The 14,915-nt window shown below is 67.8% G+C and carries 18 protein-coding genes; 10 read left to right on the forward strand and 8 right to left on the reverse strand.

The genetic code is table 11. The features are described 5' to 3' along the window. Positions 1-8: 8 nt before the first annotated feature. Genes ACFWUU_RS24305 through ACFWUU_RS24320 form a run of 4 tightly spaced genes read right to left on the reverse strand, consistent with a single transcriptional unit; the run spans position 9 to position 4,172 of the window. Positions 9-821 carry a carbohydrate ABC transporter permease gene (locus ACFWUU_RS24305; protein WP_380178467.1) on the reverse strand — a complete coding sequence of 271 codons (813 nt, stop codon included), beginning with the start codon at positions 819-821 and terminating at the stop codon, positions 9-11. After that, positions 821-1,819: a carbohydrate ABC transporter permease gene (locus ACFWUU_RS24310; RefSeq protein ID WP_233715088.1), complete on the reverse strand. Its 999-nt coding sequence runs from the start codon at positions 1,817-1,819 to the stop codon at positions 821-823. Before ACFWUU_RS24310 ends, ACFWUU_RS24305 begins: the two co-directional genes overlap by 1 nt. 5 nt (positions 1,820-1,824) lie before the next feature. After that, positions 1,825-3,120: a sugar ABC transporter substrate-binding protein gene (locus tag ACFWUU_RS24315; protein ID WP_137258242.1), complete on the reverse strand. Its 1,296-nt coding sequence runs from the start codon at positions 3,118-3,120 to the stop codon at positions 1,825-1,827. Positions 3,121-3,131: 11 nt separating this feature from the next. Continuing rightward, positions 3,132-4,172 (reverse strand): LacI family DNA-binding transcriptional regulator, encoded by a 1,041-nt coding sequence (locus ACFWUU_RS24320; protein ID WP_380178469.1) that lies wholly within the window; start codon positions 4,170-4,172, stop codon positions 3,132-3,134. A gap of 116 nt (positions 4,173-4,288) precedes the next feature. Between ACFWUU_RS24320 and ACFWUU_RS24325 the strand changes: the two genes are divergently transcribed. After that, positions 4,289-4,864, forward strand: coding sequence for a histidine phosphatase family protein (locus ACFWUU_RS24325; protein WP_380178471.1), 576 nt, complete (start codon positions 4,289-4,291; stop codon positions 4,862-4,864). 6 nt (positions 4,865-4,870) lie between these two features. Here ACFWUU_RS24325 and ACFWUU_RS24330 read toward each other — a convergent pair whose 3' ends face one another. Next, entirely contained in the window at positions 4,871-5,437 is a 567-nt protein-coding gene (locus tag ACFWUU_RS24330; protein ID WP_380178473.1) for a TetR/AcrR family transcriptional regulator, read from the reverse strand. 89 nt (positions 5,438-5,526) lie between these two features. On the opposite strand from ACFWUU_RS24330, the gene ACFWUU_RS24335 reads away from it, so the two are divergent. After that, positions 5,527-5,940 carry a DUF4267 domain-containing protein gene (locus ACFWUU_RS24335; protein WP_380178475.1) on the forward strand — a complete coding sequence of 138 codons (414 nt, stop codon included), beginning with the start codon at positions 5,527-5,529 and terminating at the stop codon, positions 5,938-5,940. On the opposite strand, the gene ACFWUU_RS24340 is transcribed toward ACFWUU_RS24335, so the two are convergent. Both ACFWUU_RS24340 and ACFWUU_RS24345 read right to left on the reverse strand, forming a co-directional pair. After that, complete coding sequence (locus ACFWUU_RS24340) at positions 5,916-6,668, reverse strand: GNAT family N-acetyltransferase (protein WP_380178477.1); 753 nt, start codon at positions 6,666-6,668, stop codon at positions 5,916-5,918. The two genes, ACFWUU_RS24335 and ACFWUU_RS24340, sit on opposite strands and share 25 nt — an antisense overlap. Positions 6,669-6,685: 17 nt before the next feature. Then, positions 6,686-7,495 carry an NAD(P)H-binding protein gene (locus ACFWUU_RS24345; RefSeq protein ID WP_380178479.1) on the reverse strand — a complete coding sequence of 270 codons (810 nt, stop codon included), beginning with the start codon at positions 7,493-7,495 and terminating at the stop codon, positions 6,686-6,688. Between the two features lie 85 nt (positions 7,496-7,580). On the opposite strand from ACFWUU_RS24345, the gene ACFWUU_RS24350 reads away from it, so the two are divergent. After that, the gene (locus ACFWUU_RS24350; RefSeq protein ID WP_380178481.1) at positions 7,581-8,291 is read left to right on the forward strand and encodes a helix-turn-helix domain-containing protein; all 711 of its coding nucleotides are present in this window, start codon (positions 7,581-7,583) and stop codon (positions 8,289-8,291) included. A gap of 1 nt (position 8,292) precedes the next feature. Here ACFWUU_RS24350 and ACFWUU_RS24355 read toward each other — a convergent pair whose 3' ends face one another. Then, on the reverse strand, positions 8,293-8,691 hold the full coding sequence (locus ACFWUU_RS24355) for an NUDIX hydrolase (protein ID WP_380178483.1): 399 nt from the start codon (positions 8,689-8,691) through the stop codon (positions 8,293-8,295). A 104-nt stretch (positions 8,692-8,795) separates the two neighbouring features. Between ACFWUU_RS24355 and ACFWUU_RS24360 the strand changes: the two genes are divergently transcribed. From ACFWUU_RS24360 to ACFWUU_RS24390, 7 genes are all read left to right on the forward strand, one after another. Beyond that, positions 8,796-9,677: a PHP domain-containing protein gene (locus ACFWUU_RS24360; protein ID WP_380178485.1), complete on the forward strand. Its 882-nt coding sequence runs from the start codon at positions 8,796-8,798 to the stop codon at positions 9,675-9,677. Continuing rightward, the gene (locus ACFWUU_RS24365; RefSeq protein ID WP_137258232.1) at positions 9,674-10,291 is read left to right on the forward strand and encodes a MarC family protein; all 618 of its coding nucleotides are present in this window, start codon (positions 9,674-9,676) and stop codon (positions 10,289-10,291) included. The genes ACFWUU_RS24360 and ACFWUU_RS24365 overlap by 4 nt, the downstream gene beginning before the upstream one ends. Further along, positions 10,288-11,175, forward strand: a complete 888-nt coding sequence (locus ACFWUU_RS24370) for a RecB family exonuclease (RefSeq protein WP_380178487.1) — start codon at positions 10,288-10,290, stop codon at positions 11,173-11,175. The genes ACFWUU_RS24365 and ACFWUU_RS24370 overlap by 4 nt, the downstream gene beginning before the upstream one ends. A gap of 89 nt (positions 11,176-11,264) precedes the next feature. Next, the gene (locus tag ACFWUU_RS24375) at positions 11,265-12,104 is read left to right on the forward strand and encodes an alpha/beta fold hydrolase (protein ID WP_380178489.1); all 840 of its coding nucleotides are present in this window, start codon (positions 11,265-11,267) and stop codon (positions 12,102-12,104) included. Positions 12,105-12,347: 243 nt separating this feature from the next. Continuing rightward, a complete protein-coding gene (locus tag ACFWUU_RS24380; RefSeq protein ID WP_380178491.1) occupies positions 12,348-13,145 on the forward strand; it encodes an ABC transporter permease in 798 nt (265 codons plus the stop codon). Beyond that, positions 13,138-13,953: an ABC transporter permease gene (locus ACFWUU_RS24385; RefSeq protein ID WP_233715087.1), complete on the forward strand. Its 816-nt coding sequence runs from the start codon at positions 13,138-13,140 to the stop codon at positions 13,951-13,953. Before ACFWUU_RS24380 ends, ACFWUU_RS24385 begins: the two co-directional genes overlap by 8 nt. Position 13,954: 1 nt before the next feature. Further along, positions 13,955-14,911: an ATP-binding cassette domain-containing protein gene (locus ACFWUU_RS24390; RefSeq protein ID WP_380178493.1), complete on the forward strand. Its 957-nt coding sequence runs from the start codon at positions 13,955-13,957 to the stop codon at positions 14,909-14,911. Positions 14,912-14,915 lie beyond the last annotated feature (4 nt).

Below are 14,915 nucleotides of genomic sequence, written 5' to 3' on the forward strand. Positions count from 1 at the left end.
AAGGTCTCCTATTTCAGTCCGGTAATTGCGATGCCCTTGGTGACGTGGCGCTGGAAGGCCAGGAACATCACCAGCACCGGAAGGACGACCACGACCGCGCCGGCCATCAGCAGGCCGTAGTTCTGCGCGTTCTGTCCGGTCGAGTACAGCGCCAGGGCGACGGGAAGGGTGTACTTGTCCTCGGTCTGGGCGATCACCAGCGGCCAGAGGAAGTTGTTCCAGGAGCCGAGGAAGGTGAGGATGCCGAGCGTGGCCAGCGCGGGCCTGGTCAGCGGCAGCATGATCCGGGCGAAGATGCCCAGCTCACCGCTGCCGTCGACGCGGCCGGCGTCCATCAGGTCGTCGGGCAGCCCGAGGAAGAACTGCCGCATCAGGAACACGCCGAACGGCGAGACCAGGAACGGCAGGATCAGGCCGGGGTAGCTGTTCGCCAGCCCGGCGTTGGTGACGAGCACGAACAGCGGGACGAACGTGACCATGCCCGGGATCATCAGCGTGGCCATCACCACGACGAACAGGGCGTTGCGGCCCTTGAACCGGAGCTTGGCCAGCGCGTACCCGATCATCGAGCAGAACGTCAGGTTCCCGGCCGTCACGACCAGCGCGACCAGGGTCGAGTTGACCAAGTAGCGCGGGAAGTTCGCCTTGTTGAACAGGTCGTCGTAGTTCTGCGTGGTCGCGTCCTGCGGCCACCACGTCGGCGGGACGCGGAGCAGTTCGCCCTGCGTCTTGAAGCTGCCGAGCACCATCCAGAGGAACGGCGCGGCCACGGCCACCAGGCCGAGCACTCCGATCAGGTAGATCCACCAGGTGCGGCGCATCACTTCTCCCTCAGCAGCCGGAACTGGATGAACGTGATCACCGCGATGACGACGAACAGGATGTAGGCCATCGCCGTGGCCAGTCCGTAGTTGCCGAAGCCGAACTGGTTGTAGGTGTACATCGAGACCGAGATCGTGCTGTTCAGCGGACCGCCCTGGGTCATCACGAACGGCTCCTCGAAGAACTGCAGGTAGCCGATACCGGTGGTCACGCTGGTGAACAGGATCGTCGGCCTGAGCAACGGCAGGATCAGGTACCGGAATCGTTGCCAGGAGCCCGCACCGTCGATCTGACCGGCCTCCTCGACCGACTGCGGGATGCCCTGCAGGCCGGCCAGGAAGATGATCATCGCGGAGCCGAAGTTCCGCCAGACCGCCATCGCGATCAGCGACGGCATCGCCCAGGTCTTCGACCCCAGCCAGTTGGGCCCGTCGATCCCGACCCAGCCGAGCACGGTGTTCAGCAGACCGGAGTCGGGCGCCAGCACGAACCGCCAGATCACCGCGATCGCGACGATCGAGGTCACCACGGGCAGGTAGTACCCGACCTTGAACAACGCCTGGAACCGCTTGACGCCGCGGTCCAGCAGCACGGCCGCCCCCAGCGCGACCACCAACGTCAGCGGCACACCGATCACGACGAAGTACGCCGTGTTGAACGCCGCCTTGCGGAAGGTCTCGTCCTGGAACGCCTTCACGTAGTTCCCGAACCCGACCCCGTTCACCGAGAACGGCGTCCGCAGATCCCGCTGCTTGATATCGGTGAAACTCATCCCCAACGAGCCCAGCACCGGCCCGGCCGTGAACGCGAGGAACAACAGAACGAACGGCAGGACGAGAATCCACGCCGCTGCGCTCTCACGGGTGAGGCGACGCCGGGGCGCGCCGGCGCCGCGCATCCGCGCCGGATCGCTGGTGGAGCCGGCTCGCCGGCCCCCTTCTCTCCTACCACCCGACGAGACGCGCAGCGCCTCGTCGGGTGCCGTTTTCTGGCTCATAGGAATCAGCTGCCGCCGGCGCCGATCTGGGTGGCTTTGGTTTGGATGGCTTTGGCGGTGTCGGCGGGGGACTGGCCGGCCTTGGCCATCTTTTCGACCTCAGTGTCGAACTGCGCCGCGATCTGCTCCCAGTTGACGATCGCCGGCGGCGCCTTCGCGTCGTCGAGCTGCTTACCGAAGACCGGCAGCAGCGGATCCGAAGCGATGCTCGGGTCCTGCCACGCGCTCTTCACGGCCGGCAGGTCCGCCGACATCTTGAACCACGACGCCTGCGTCTTCGCGTCCGACAGCCACTTGACCAGCTTCCAGGCGCTGTCCTTGTTCTTCGACGACTTGAACACCACGAAGTCCGACCCGCCGACGAACGACGTCGCGGTCTTGTTCTTCGGCAGCTGGAACACGCCGATGTTCGGCTTGATCTTGTCCCCGCCGGCCTTCGCCACCGACCCGGCCATCCACGGACCGGAGATGAACATCGGCACCTGCCCGTTCACGAACTGCGCCTCGGTCTGGTTCGGCGGCAGGTCCGTGCCCGCGAGCTTGTCGGTGAAGAAGCTCTGGTAGTACTTGAGCCCCTCCTGCATCTCCGGCGTGTCGAACGTGAACGACTTCCCGTCGTCACCGGTGATGTTCGCCCCGGCCGACCACGCGAACGGCATCACGGTCTGCCACGACCCGGTGCCACCCGGCTGCAGGTTGATCCCGTACTTCGCGCCGGCCTTGTCCTTCATCGCCTTCGCCATCGCCTTCAGCCCGTCCCAGTCCGTCGGGGGAGTGCTGAAACCGGCCTTCGCGGCGAGATCCTTGCGGTAGAACACGAGCCGCGTCTCGACGTACCACGGAACACCGTACTGCGTGCCGCCGACCTTCGTGGTGTCCAGTGCGCCCGGGTAGAACCCGGAGTTGTCGAACCCCTGCGGTGTCGGGTCCAGCGCGCCGAGGTCGGCGAACTCACCCATCCACGTGGTGCCGACCATCGCGGCGTCGGGCACCGTGTTCGCGGTGATCGCGGTGGTGAACTTGCTGTGCGCCGCGTCCCACGGGATCGGCGTGACGGTCACGTTCACGCCCGGGTTGGCCTGTTTGAACTGCTCCACCAGCTTGGGCAGGTTCTCGCCCTCGGTGCCCATCGCCCAGACGGTCAGGTTCCCGGTCGCGGGACCTTCGCTGACCGTCGTGGTGGACTGCGCACCGGCGTCCCCGGAGTCGCTCGACCGGCCACAACCGGCAAGTGCCAGCGCCGTGGCGGTGAGTGCAACGCTGCCGATCACCAGCCGGCGGCGGATGCTGTGGGTGAACATCTGTTGTCTCCTCATCTATTACTGCGGAGTTCCTTCTGCATCCCCCGGTCGGTGCCACAGCTGTCCCGCAGCACCACTTCTGTTGCCAGTACGTCGTTCCGCGCGCGCGACCGCTCTCCGGTCACCCGCTCGTGCAGTCGTTGCGCGGCAACCCGGCCCAGTTCGGCCATCGGCTGCCGTACGGTCGTCAACCCCGGCGACACGTACCGCGCCGCCATCACGTCGTCCCACCCGGTCACCACGACGTCGTCCGGTACGCCGACCCCGTTCGCGACGAACACCGTCAGGGCCGCCAGCGCGAGCTCGTCGTTCGCACACACCAGCCCGTCGGGACGAGTGGTTGCCCGTAGCAACTGTTCGGCGACGGTCCGACCGGCCTCTTCGGTCAGTGGGACCCGGACGGGCTCAGGCGCTCGCAGTCCGCGGAGCGCGTGTGCCTTGGCGAATCCAGCGTGCCGCTCGGCGACGTCGTACCCGCCGGCCGGGTCGCCGACGAACAGCAGGTTGTGGCGGCCGTGGTCGAGCAGACGGGTGGTGAGTTGCTCGGCGCTCGCCGCACTCTCGGTGCGGACCGAGTCGCAGCCGCGGATCGGCGGATGCGCGATCAGCACCAGCGGCACGCCCGCCTTCCGCAGCCCTTCGATCGCGGGCAGTTCGAGAGCGTTGCCGTGGACAACGATCCCGTCGACGCGACCGGCCAGGTCCATCACTGTCCGGCGCGGATCCGGGTTGCCGTGCGTGACCGTGATGATCACGCTCTGGCCGTGCTCGCCGGCCCAGCGCTCGTATCCCATCAGCAGGTCGCCGTAGAACGGACCGGCCAGGTCCGGCAGCACCAGTCCGTGCGCCTCGTGCCGTTGGACGGCGAGACTCCGGGCAGCACGCAACGGTACGTAGTTGAGCTCCTGCGCCGCCTGGTCCACCCGTGCCCGCGCCTTCGCCGACACCGGTCCGGTCCCTTGCAGGACACGCGAAACCGTCGCGATCGACAGCTTCGCGAGGGCCGCGACGTCGTAGATCGTCGCCGGCCGACCGGTGGGTCCGGATGCCACGGTGAACCCTCCTGAGGGGAAAGTGGAAGCGCTTACAGTTTCGATACCCTGCCCTGGATCGTTCAAACGGTCAAGGGTTCACCCTGCATCGACCGGCGGTCTGCGAGGATGCAAGCGTGACCACACAGGAGCGAGACGACCGGGTCTTCCTGGTCCGGCACGGCGAGACCGAGTGGAGCAGGTCGGGCCGGCACACGTCCGTCACCGACCTGCCGCTCACGCCCGAGGGCGAGCGGGTCGCGGCGGGTCTGAAGGAGCGCCTCGCGGGGGAGTCGTTCGACCTGGTGCTGACCTCACCGCGGCAGCGCGCCCGGCGTACGGCGGAACTGGCCGGCTATCCCGACGCCGTCGTCGACGACGACCTGGTCGAGTGGAACTACGGCGACTACGAAGGCATCACCACCGCGGACATCCGCAAGACCGTCCCGGGCTGGACGGTATGGGACGACCCGGTACCCAACGGTGAAACGCCTGCCCAGCTCACCACCCGGCTCGACCGGGTCGCCGCGCGCATCGCCGCCGTACCGGGAGATGTCCTGGTGTTCGGTCACTCGCACGCGCTCCGCGGCCTGACCGCCCGGTGGCTCGAGCTCGACGTGACCGAGGGTCGACACTTCGTCCTCAACACCGCCACGCTCTCAACCCTCGGCTGGGAACGTGGTTCCCCCGCCATCCTGCACTGGAACAGCTGAGCGGTCTCAGCTGAAGGTGGCGACCAGGAGGTCGACGCGGGCCTCGCGGTGATCGGGGCGCAGGCGAGCGCCCTGGCTCAGGGTTGCCAAGCCGTGGAGGGAGCTCCAGAAGACCTCCGTGAGCGTTTCCGGATCGTCGGTCGCGAACGGCTCCACCGCGGCGCGGATCTCGTTGAAGGCGTCGATCAGTGAGGCAGGCGTCTCGGACCGGCCGAACTGCAGGTCGGTCCGGCGGACGAACATCGCCTCGTACACGGCCGGGTGTTGGTCCGCGTAGTCGAGGTAGGCGTGCGCCAGCGCGCGCAGTCCGGCCGAGTCGTCCGTCGCGCCCGAGCGAGCCGCGCGGAACACGTCGGTCAGCTCCCCGATGCCTTCGAGCGCGACCGCGTCGGCGATCGCGTCCATGTTCTTGAAGTGGCCGTAGAGGACGGGCTGGCTGTAGTCGACGGCTTCGGCCAGGCGGCGGGTGGTGACGGCGTCCCAGCCTTCGGACTCGGCGAGGTCGCGGGCAGTGCGGAGGATCAGCGTACGGCGCTCCTCGCGAGCCCGCTCGCGGCGTGTCTGGGTCGGCATACGCCAGATCCTAGCACCGCTAGACAATCTAGCGACGGCAATGTTAGCGTTGCTAGGAAAGTTAGCGCTGCTAGATCAAGGAGACCCCGATGCGTCGCTTCACCACCGTCCTGACCGTCCTGCTCGGCATCTTCCCGCTCACCTTCGGATCGTGGTTCCTGTTCTCCGGGCATGGCGCCGCTGCCGGATTCGGGATCGATCCGTGGCCGACCGGTGTCGCGGCCGGATACTTCGGCGTGAAGGGGATCCGTGACATCGTCACCGGCCTGAACCTGCTCGCGCTGTTCGCGCTCGGTCAGCGTCGCGCCACCGGCGTGCTGATGGCGATCACGGCACTGATCCCGATCACGGACATGATCATGGTCCTCAGCCACGGCGGTACGGCCGCGACCGCGCTCGGTATCCACGGTCTGACCGCGGTCGTGATGCTCTTCGACGCGTGGCTGCTGCTCCGCGAGCGCCGGACTGTCGAGGCTCCTCAGCCCGTCGGAGCCCACTCGTAGAGCTCGATCGTGCAGTACTCACGGAACCCGAGGCGCTCGTACACGGACCGCCCGGCCGGCGAAGACCCCAGTACGGCGTACTCCGCGCTCACGTCGCGGAGTGCGCCGTACGTGATCGCGGCCCCGATCCCGCGGCGGCGTAGCTCCGGGACCGTCATCACGAAGTACAGCCCGGCGACGCCCGCGCCGAGAAAGACAGTCGCAGTGCCGACGGGTACGCCGTCGAGCCAGCCGATGTAGTGCTGCCACGGGTCGTCGTACCCGAGCTTCTGGTAGACCGACGCGACCCACCGAGCTTCCTTCTCGCCCTCCCCGAAGCCCTGGCCGAGCGTCGCCTCCCACACCGCCAGGGCGTCGTCATCACCAACCCGTGTGAGTGACAACCCGGGCACATTGGTTGGGACCAACTCGTCGATCCGCACAGCCATCCCCGGCTCCGAGCCTGCCGCGGCGAAGTCGGCCAGGATGGCGTCGCGAGAGATCTTCATGGACGGTCCGGCGTGCCAGGTGCCCGGCACGCCGTGTTTCTTCAACAGGGCAAGGGATTCCGTGACCGCTCGCTCGTCGGACGCCGCCACCACCGCGTTGTGGTAGTCGATGGGCGACCCACCGATCGTCCACCGTGCGACGGCGTCGTCCCGCTGCTCGCCTCCACCCGCCGCGCCCATCGCCATCAGCAGTTCGGCCGCGTTGTCCTCGATCGCTCGCACCAGCTCGGCGTCGTCCATCCGCCCAGTCTCGCTGATCAGGCGAACGCAGCGCGATTGCTTTCCACCCACGCGCGGAACGTCCCCGCCGGCCGGCCGAGCACCTGCTCGACGTCCTTCGTCACCGTCTGCTCCCCGCCATCCCGAACCAACTCGGCACCGCGAACCGCCACCGACACAAATGCCTCGTCCAACCCCGCCGCCCGCAACTGCTCCGCATAAACCTCCAGCGGTACGTCGACCACCCGCAACACCTGACCGAGGACGTCCGACATCACCGCGACCTGATCCGGCACGCTCAGCAGCTCCGGCCCGGTCAACGTGTAGGTCTGTCCGTCGTGATCTGGCGAGACCAACGCAGCCGCCGCAACCGCCGCGACATCACGCGGATCCACGAACGCGTGCTGGCCATCCCCGGTCTGGTTGGGAATCGGCTGCCCCGCGCGAATCGCCGGCAACCACCGCAGTACGTTCGAGGCGAACCCGGTCGGCCGCAGGATCGTCCACGCCAGCCCACTCTCGCGTACCGCACGCTCCCCGGCGTCGTGCCAGCTCCCAGGCATCGTCCCGATCGCCGACAGTTTGACGATCTTCTTCACGCTGCTGTCGACCGTCGCGGCCACCATGGCCTGATCATGTTCCGGAACCCGGGGCCCCGGCGCACTCAGCAGGAACACCGTGTCCACGGCTTCGATTGCCTTCCGCAACGAATCGGGATCCTCGAAATCCGCTCGGACGAAACCAGGTAACTCTCTGCGCGTCATCCCGAGGGCCGGGATGCCGGAGGCAACCAATTGACGGAGGAGTTCACTGCCGATGGTGCCGGTCGCACCCGTAACCAGGATCATGCCGCCACCCTGCCCAGCCGGGACCGCCGCAGGATAGGAACTTTCGGTACTACGGTCCGCCCTGCCGGCTGGCTACGCTCGAAGCGTGCGCGACCCATGGATCGAGACCGTCACCCTGAAGCCGGCGATCACGCCCGTCACGGTGCTGCCGCCGGACCCGGCGACCGCGGTGGTGTGGCGGATGACGCGCGCGGGGGAGAGCGACGTACTCGTCGCCGGACCGCGGACAAAGGCGTCGTACCACGTCACGAAGGAGCTGCCGGTGTGCGTGCGGCTCCGGATCCGGATGGGACGCGTGATGGCGCTGCTCGGCACGGCCGCGGATGAGCTGGTCGACCGGACCGTCCCGCTGGAGGACGTCGTCGGCCCGTCGGACCTCGCCGAGCACCTGATTGCGTATCGCGACCGGCCCGCCGAGGCGGTCGAGGTTCTCCGTAGCTTCCTGGTGGATCAGTTGCCGGCTCGGCTGCCTACCCGGCTGGATCTGGTGACCAATGCGGTCGCCGAGCTGTCTGACGGGATGCAGCCGCGGGTGGCCGAGACGGCGGCCGGGCTCGGGGTGAGTGAGCGCTATCTGCGGCGGGTGTTCCGTGAGGACGTGGGCGTGTCACCCAAGCATTTCGCTCGCATCGCGCGGGTGCGCAGCCTGATCGGTCAGGCCCGGCGGCCGTGGGCCGACACCGCGGCGTACGCCGGGTACACGGACCAGTCGCACCTCATCGCGGACTTCCGCTCGTTGATGGGGGTCACGCCGAAAGCGTTCGCGGCCGGCAAGGTCCCGCTCAGCAGCTGCTGAATCAGCCCGGTAGCGCGTTCCACTGTTCCAACGTGGAAACGAGCAGGATCGTCGTCGACAACGCCAAGAACTCCGACCGCGTGACATACCGCGCGTCGGACGCGTCGTCACCCGCGGTGAGCTTCCCGCTGACAGCGGTCGCCTCGTAGTCGCGGATCACGTAGAGCTTGCCCTGAGGACCGGGCCGTTCGACCTCGCCGACCAGGTCGCCGACCTCAACGGTCAGACCGGTCTCCTCGGCGACCTCGCGTGCGACCGCGGTGGGATCGTCCTCACCGGGTTCGACCCGGCCGCCCGGGATCGACCACAGCCCCCGGCCCGGCTCGTTCGCCCGCTTCACCACGAGCAGGCGGCGCTCCTCGTCGTACACGAGGGCTCCCACACAGTCGACGCGCTCCATGCACCCGAAGGATAGGTGTTCTGTGCATAAGTGCCAGGGCTCACCGGTGAACGCCTATAGCATCAGCGGTGACACTTTGACCGGCGAAGGGATTCGGACACCTCGTGCGCATCGACCTGCACACCCACTCGAACCGCTCGGACGGCACCGATCCGGTGCCCGTTCTGATGACGCACGCGCGGGAGGCCGGGCTCGATGTGATCGCGCTCACCGACCACGACACGGCCGACGGCTGGGTCGAGGCCCGGCAGGCGGCGGAGGAGCTGGGGATCGGGTTCGTGCCGGGGCTCGAGATCTCGTGCAAGCTCAACGGGATCAGCGTCCACCTGCTCGCGTACCTGCCCGACCCGTCGTACCCGCCGCTCGCGAAGGACCTGCAGGTGATCCGCGACGGCCGCACCGACCGGATCCCGACGATCGTGGCCCGGCTCAACAGCATCGGCGTACCGCTGACCGTCGAGGAGGTGCTGGCCCAGGCGACCGGTACGCCGTCCGTCGGCCGGCCGCATGTCGCCGACGCGCTGGTCGCCAACGGCACGGTCGCGAACCGGACCGAGGCGTTCGATCGGTACCTCGCCGACGGTCGCGCCGGGCATGTCCCGCATTACGCGCTCGAGCCCGGTCATGCGATCGACCTGGTCCGCGAGGCCGGCGGCGTACCCGTGATCGCGCATCCGTGGGGCCGGTCCAGCTACAAGGTGATGACCGAGGAGAACCTCGCCCACCTGGTCAAGGACCACGGCCTGGCCGGTATCGAGATCGACCACCAGGACCACTCGCCCGAATCCCGTACGGCGTTGCGCGCGATCGCCAACTCCCTGGGCATCTTCTACACCGGCTCCAGCGACCACCACGGCGCCGGCAAGATCGACCACGATCTGGGCGTCAACAGCACCGAGCCCGAGCAGTTCGAGCGGCTGCTCGAGACTGCCAAGAACAACGCGGCCGCCTCCGGTGCACAGGTTCCCGAGGCCTACCTTCCGTGAACGGTGTCATCAACGTCGGGCTGCTCAGTGAGGTCGTCGTCACGCTGTTCGTGATCATGGACCCGCCGGGCACCGTGCCGGTCTTCATCTCGCTCACCGCCGGCCAGTCCCGCGCGGTGCGGAAGAAGGCGGCCTGGCAGGCGGTGCTGGTCGCGTTCGGTGTGATCGTGGTGTTCGCGGCGTTCGGTCAGCAGATCCTGCACCACCTCGGCATCACGCTGCCCGCGCTGCAGTGCGCGGGCGGTCTGCTGCTCCTGCTGATCGCGCTGCAGCTGCTGACCGATACCGCCGAGGACCCGGTCCAGACCAAGAACGTGAACATCGCCTTCGTCCCACTCGGTACGCCGCTGCTGGCCGGGCCGGGTGCGATCGTCGCGACGATGGTGTTCGTGCAGCGCGCGAACGGATCGCTGCCGGACGTGGTCGCGATCTCGGTCGGCATCATCGCGATCCACATCGTGATGTGGCTGACGCTGCGGTTCTCCGGCATCATCATGCGGATCCTCGGCGAGAACGGCGTACTGCTCGTCACCCGGATCGCGGGTCTGCTGCTGAGCGCGATCGCCGTCCAGCTCGTGGCCGACGCGGTCACCGACTTCATCAAGGCGGGATGAGCGTGCTTCCCGGGATGCCGGCGCGGTTGTTCGTCGCGACGCCGACGAAGTTGCTGACGTTCGCGGACTGCAAGCGGCGGTACCGGTACACGTATCTCGAGACGCCGCGGCCGCCGAAGGGTCCGCCGTGGGCGCACAACACGGTCGGCGCGATCGTCCACGAGGTGCTCGCCGACTTCTTCGGGCGCTGGCCGGCGGCTCGGCGTACGCCGGACGAGGTCGTCGCGAAGATGCGCTCGAGCTGGCGGAGCGAAGGGTTCCGCGACGAGCAGCAGTCGCTGGACTGGCGCGACCGCTCGACCGAGATGGTCATCGGCTACCTGCGGGACACCGACCCGTACTACGAGCCTCGCGGAGTGGAGCGCACCGTTGCCTTCACCACCGAACGGGCGTCGCTGCGCGGCCGGGTCGACCGGATCGACGAGCGTCCCGCCCGCGACGGGAGCGGCGGGACCGAGCTGGCGATCGTCGACTACAAGACCGGGCGCCGGCCGCTGACCGCTGTCGATGCGCGGTCGTCGCTGGCCATGGCTTTGTACGTCCTCGGTGCGCGTCGTGTCCTGCACAAGCCGTGCACCCGGGTCGAGCTTCATCACTTGCCGACCAACACCGTCGCTGCGGCCGACCACGACGATGCGTCCCTCGCCCGGCACCAGAAACGCGCGGAGTCAATGGCCGACGACGCGGCGGCCGCCGAGGCCCGCTGGCGCGAGGGCCTCACCCCAGCCGAGGCCGACGAGGCCTTCCCACCCGAGCCCTCGGCGCTCTGCGGCTGGTGCGACTTCGCCAAAATCTGCCCGCAGGGCCGCCGCGAATCCCCACCCCGCGACCCCTGGGCCGGCCTCGACGACACCAACCAACTCCCCACCGCCGAAGCAGGCTGACCGCCCGCCGCCCGAGGCGTGTCAGCGGCGTGTGCGTGTGGTGCCAGTGGGTGGGTGAACCCTGAGGGTGGACGAAAGGGGTTCGCGTGATGGGTGCGAAGACTGTTAACAAGCTGGCAGTGCCAGGTGCGACGCTGCACTATGAAGTTGCCGGGTCCGGCCCCGTGTTGCTGCTGATCGCCGGCGGCGGGACCGACGCGGGAGTGTTCTCCGGGATGGTCGGGCAGCTTGCGGCGGAGTACACGGTTGTGACCTACGACCCGCGCGGCAACTCCCGCAGCCGGTACGACGGGGACGCGACGGACGAGTGCATCGAGCGGTCGGCCGAGGACGCGCTCGCGCTGATCGAGGCGGTCGGCGGGGACGAGCCGGCCTATGTGTTCGGTAGTAGCTCAGGCGCGATCACCGGCCTCGAGTTGATCACGCGGTACCCGGACCGGGTGCGGATGCTCGTCGCGCACGAGCCGCCGTGCACCGAGGTCCTGCCCGACGCGGACGACGCCAGGGCGTTCTTCGACGAGGTGTACCAGACCTACCGCACCGACGGGCTGACCGCCGCCGACGTGGTGTTCATGATGGGCACCGGCATGGACGGCGACGCCATGCCGCCGCTAGAAGACCTACTGCCGGAGTACCGCGAACTCGCCGAGCGCATGCAGGCCAACGCCACCAACTTCTACGAGCACAAGCTGTTGCCGTTCACCCGCTACGAGCCGGACCTGGACGCACTGAAGCGAGTCGCCGACAAGGTCGTCCCAGCCGCCGGTCTCGACTCGCATCCACACCTGCCGGGCCGCCCTATCGAGGTCATCGCCAACCACCTCGGCTGGCCCGTGGTCCTGTTCCCCGGCGGACACGGCGGGTTCTCGAGCCACCCGGGTCCGTTCGCCACCCACCTGGCTCATCTGCTGAAGACCGACACGGTCTGACCCGCGGCCACCGGTCCGGGTGCGAGTCTGAGGGGTCTCGCACCCGGACCGGTTATTTGTGTTGACGCTTCGGCGCGCCGCGGCGTACCGTCCGTTCTCTGCCTTGACAATCGGCGTGGTTCAACCATGCCTTCACAGTGGTGTCCGTACCCCCGGGTCCTGATGAATCCGGGGCGGTTTCGCGTGCCGCTGTGCTGATCACCGGCTCTCGGACACCACCACAAGTGCGAGAGGAGGTAGCAGATGGGCGTGTACTGGGCGATCGCCGTACGGTCGTTCCGGCGGTTCTCGACGTACCGGATCGCCACCGCGTCCGGCGCGTTCACGAACACCGTCTTCGGGTTCATCCTCTGCGGCATCTACCTGACCCTGTGGCACGAGCGTCCGAACCTGGGCGGGTACGACGTCTCGGATGCGCTGACCTTCGTGTGGTTGCAGCAGGGGCTGCTGATGCCGGTCGGGATCTGGGGCGCCACGACGACGGGCGAGCTGGGGGAGCGGGTCCGCAGCGGTGAGATCGCGGTCGATCTGTACCGGCCGACGCATCTGCTGCTCTGGTGGCTGTCCGTCGACCTCGGCCGGGCGATGTTCCAGTTGCTGGTGCGCGGCGGGGCGCCGTTGCTCGTCGGAGCACTGGTGTTCGACCTCAAGTTCCCTTCAACACCGCTGGCCTGGCTCGCGGTCGTCGCCGGTGTGTTCCTGGCGATCCTGGTGAGCTTCGGGATCCGCTACCTGGTCGCGCTGTCCGGGTTCTGGATCACCGACACGCGCGGGATGGAGCAGCTGGCGCTGGTGCTGTCGACGTTCTTCTCCGGGATGATCCTGCCGCTGGTGGTGTTCCCGGGCGCGATCGGAGACTTCGCCCGGGCGACACCATGGGCCGCGACGATGCAGGTGCCGATCGACATCTGGCTCGGCCGGAACCCGGGCGGGACCGGTTCGGCGCTGCTGTTCCAGCTGGGCTGGATCGTGGTGCTGCTGCTCGCCGCGCAACTGGTCACGTCGGTGGCGACCCGCAAGGTGGTGATCCAGGGTGGTTGAGCGCGTGCTCCGGGCGCCGTCGCAGTACTGGATGCTGATCATGATGTGGGTGCGGTCCTCGATGGCGTACCCGGCGTCGTTCGTGCTGATGCTGTTCAGCTCGATGGTGCTGACGGTGATGGACTTCGTCGCGATCGTGCTGATGTTCAGCCATATCTCGTCGTTCGGTGGGTTCTCGCTGGCGGAGATGGCGTTGCTGTACGCAACGGCCTCGATGACGCTCGGGATCGCGGACCTGTTCACCGGGTCGATCGAGCGGGTCGGGGAGCGGATCCGGACCGGGACGTTCGACGCGTACCTGATCCGGCCGGTGCCGGCGTTCCTGCAGACCGCGGCCGACGGGTTCGCACTGCGGCGGATCGGCCGGCCGATCCAGGCGCTGGTCGTGATGATCTTCGCGTTCAGCCGGCTGGACGTTGACTGGACGGTTGCCCGCGGCATCATGTTGGTGGTGTCGATCGTCGCCGGGACGGTGATCTTCGGGGCGATCTTCGTGCTCGGCGCCGCGTTCCAGTTTGTGTCGGTGGACTCCGCGGAGCTGGCCAACTCGTTCACGTACGGCGGGCAGACGTTGACGCAGTACCCGTTGGCGGTCTTCGGCAAGGAGATCGTGCGGGCCGTGACGTTCGTCGTACCGCTTGCCTTTGTCAACTATTACCCGGTGCTGTACCTGCTGGGTAAGCCGGCCCCGTTGGGGTTGCCGTCCTGGATCGGATTGCTGTCGCCGCTGGTCGCGGTCGTCATGGTCGCGCTCGCGTCGCTGGCCTGGCGGGGCGGTCTTCGTCGCTATCGCAGTACTGGGAGCTGAGATGCCTGTCATTGAGTTGTCGGATGTGTCGCGGGCGTTCACGGTCACGTCGCGGGTCGGGTTGCGGCGTACGAAGCGTGAGGTGCGGGCGGTCGACGGGATGTCGTTCACCGTCGAGCCGGGGGAGGTGATGGGCTACATCGGGCCGAACGGGGCCGGGAAGTCGACCACGATCAAGATGCTGACCGGGATCCTGGTGCCGTCGGGCGGCTCGATCCGCGTCGCCGGGGTGGATCCGTCGCGGCACCGATTGAAGCTGGCCAAGCGGATCGGGGTGGTGTTCGGGCAGCGTACGACGTTGTGGTGGGACCTGCCGTTGAAGGACTCGTTCGCGGTCCTGCAGAAGATGTACGACGTACCGATGGCGCGTCATCGCGAGAACCTGGCGACGTTCGTGGAGCTGCTGGATCTGGGCGAGCTGCTGGATGTCCCCGTTCGCCAACTGTCGTTGGGACAACGCATGCGCGGCGACATCGCGGCCGCGCTGCTGCACGACCCCGAGATCGTCTACCTCGACGAGCCCACCATCGGCCTCGACGTGATCAGCAAGGCGAGGCTCCGCGAGTTCCTGGCCGAGATCAACGCGGCCCGCCGTACGACGATCATCCTCACCACCCACGACCTCGACGACATCGAAGCCCTCTGCACTCGAGTCATGGTCATCGACCACGGCCACCAAATCTTCGACGGCACCCTCGAAGGCCTCAAATCCAGCCAGTCCGCCCCACGCACCCTCGTCGTCGACCTGGCGACATCCCTCCCCCCGATCGAGGTCAACGGCGCCACCGTCACCAGGGTCGACGGCCCCCGCCAACACCTAACCTTCCCACCCACCACCAGCGCGGCCCCCCTCCTAGCCCAGATAGCCGCCAACTACCCCCTGGTCGACCTCTCCGTATCCGAACCCACCATCGAATCCGTCATCACCCAGCTCTACGCCCCGACGACCAACGTGTGAACGG

The organism is Kribbella sp. NPDC058693 (assembly GCF_042715335.1).
Lineage (GTDB): Bacteria > Actinomycetota > Actinomycetes > Propionibacteriales > Kribbellaceae > Kribbella > Kribbella jiaozuonensis.

Coding starts and splice junctions, on each gene's coding strand:
- ACFWUU_RS24305 (WP_380178467.1), bottom strand. CDS start 821: ATGCGCCGCACCTGGTGGATCTACCTGATCGGAGTGCTCGGCCTGGTG.
- ACFWUU_RS24310 (WP_233715088.1), bottom strand. CDS start 1,819: ATGAGCCAGAAAACGGCACCCGACGAGGCGCTGCGCGTCTCGTCGGGT.
- ACFWUU_RS24315 (WP_137258242.1), bottom strand. CDS start 3,120: ATGTTCACCCACAGCATCCGCCGCCGGCTGGTGATCGGCAGCGTTGCA.
- ACFWUU_RS24330 (WP_380178473.1), bottom strand. CDS start 5,437: ATGCCGACCCAGACACGCCGCGAGCGGGCTCGCGAGGAGCGCCGTACG.
- ACFWUU_RS24335 (WP_380178475.1), top strand. CDS start 5,527: ATGCGTCGCTTCACCACCGTCCTGACCGTCCTGCTCGGCATCTTCCCG.
- ACFWUU_RS24340 (WP_380178477.1), bottom strand. CDS start 6,668: ATGGACGACGCCGAGCTGGTGCGAGCGATCGAGGACAACGCGGCCGAA.
- ACFWUU_RS24345 (WP_380178479.1), bottom strand. CDS start 7,495: ATGATCCTGGTTACGGGTGCGACCGGCACCATCGGCAGTGAACTCCTC.
- ACFWUU_RS24355 (WP_380178483.1), bottom strand. CDS start 8,691: ATGGAGCGCGTCGACTGTGTGGGAGCCCTCGTGTACGACGAGGAGCGC.
- ACFWUU_RS24370 (WP_380178487.1), top strand. CDS start 10,288: ATGAGCGTGCTTCCCGGGATGCCGGCGCGGTTGTTCGTCGCGACGCCG.
- ACFWUU_RS24375 (WP_380178489.1), top strand. CDS start 11,265: ATGGGTGCGAAGACTGTTAACAAGCTGGCAGTGCCAGGTGCGACGCTG.
- ACFWUU_RS24380 (WP_380178491.1), top strand. CDS start 12,348: ATGGGCGTGTACTGGGCGATCGCCGTACGGTCGTTCCGGCGGTTCTCG.
- ACFWUU_RS24390 (WP_380178493.1), top strand. CDS start 13,955: ATGCCTGTCATTGAGTTGTCGGATGTGTCGCGGGCGTTCACGGTCACG.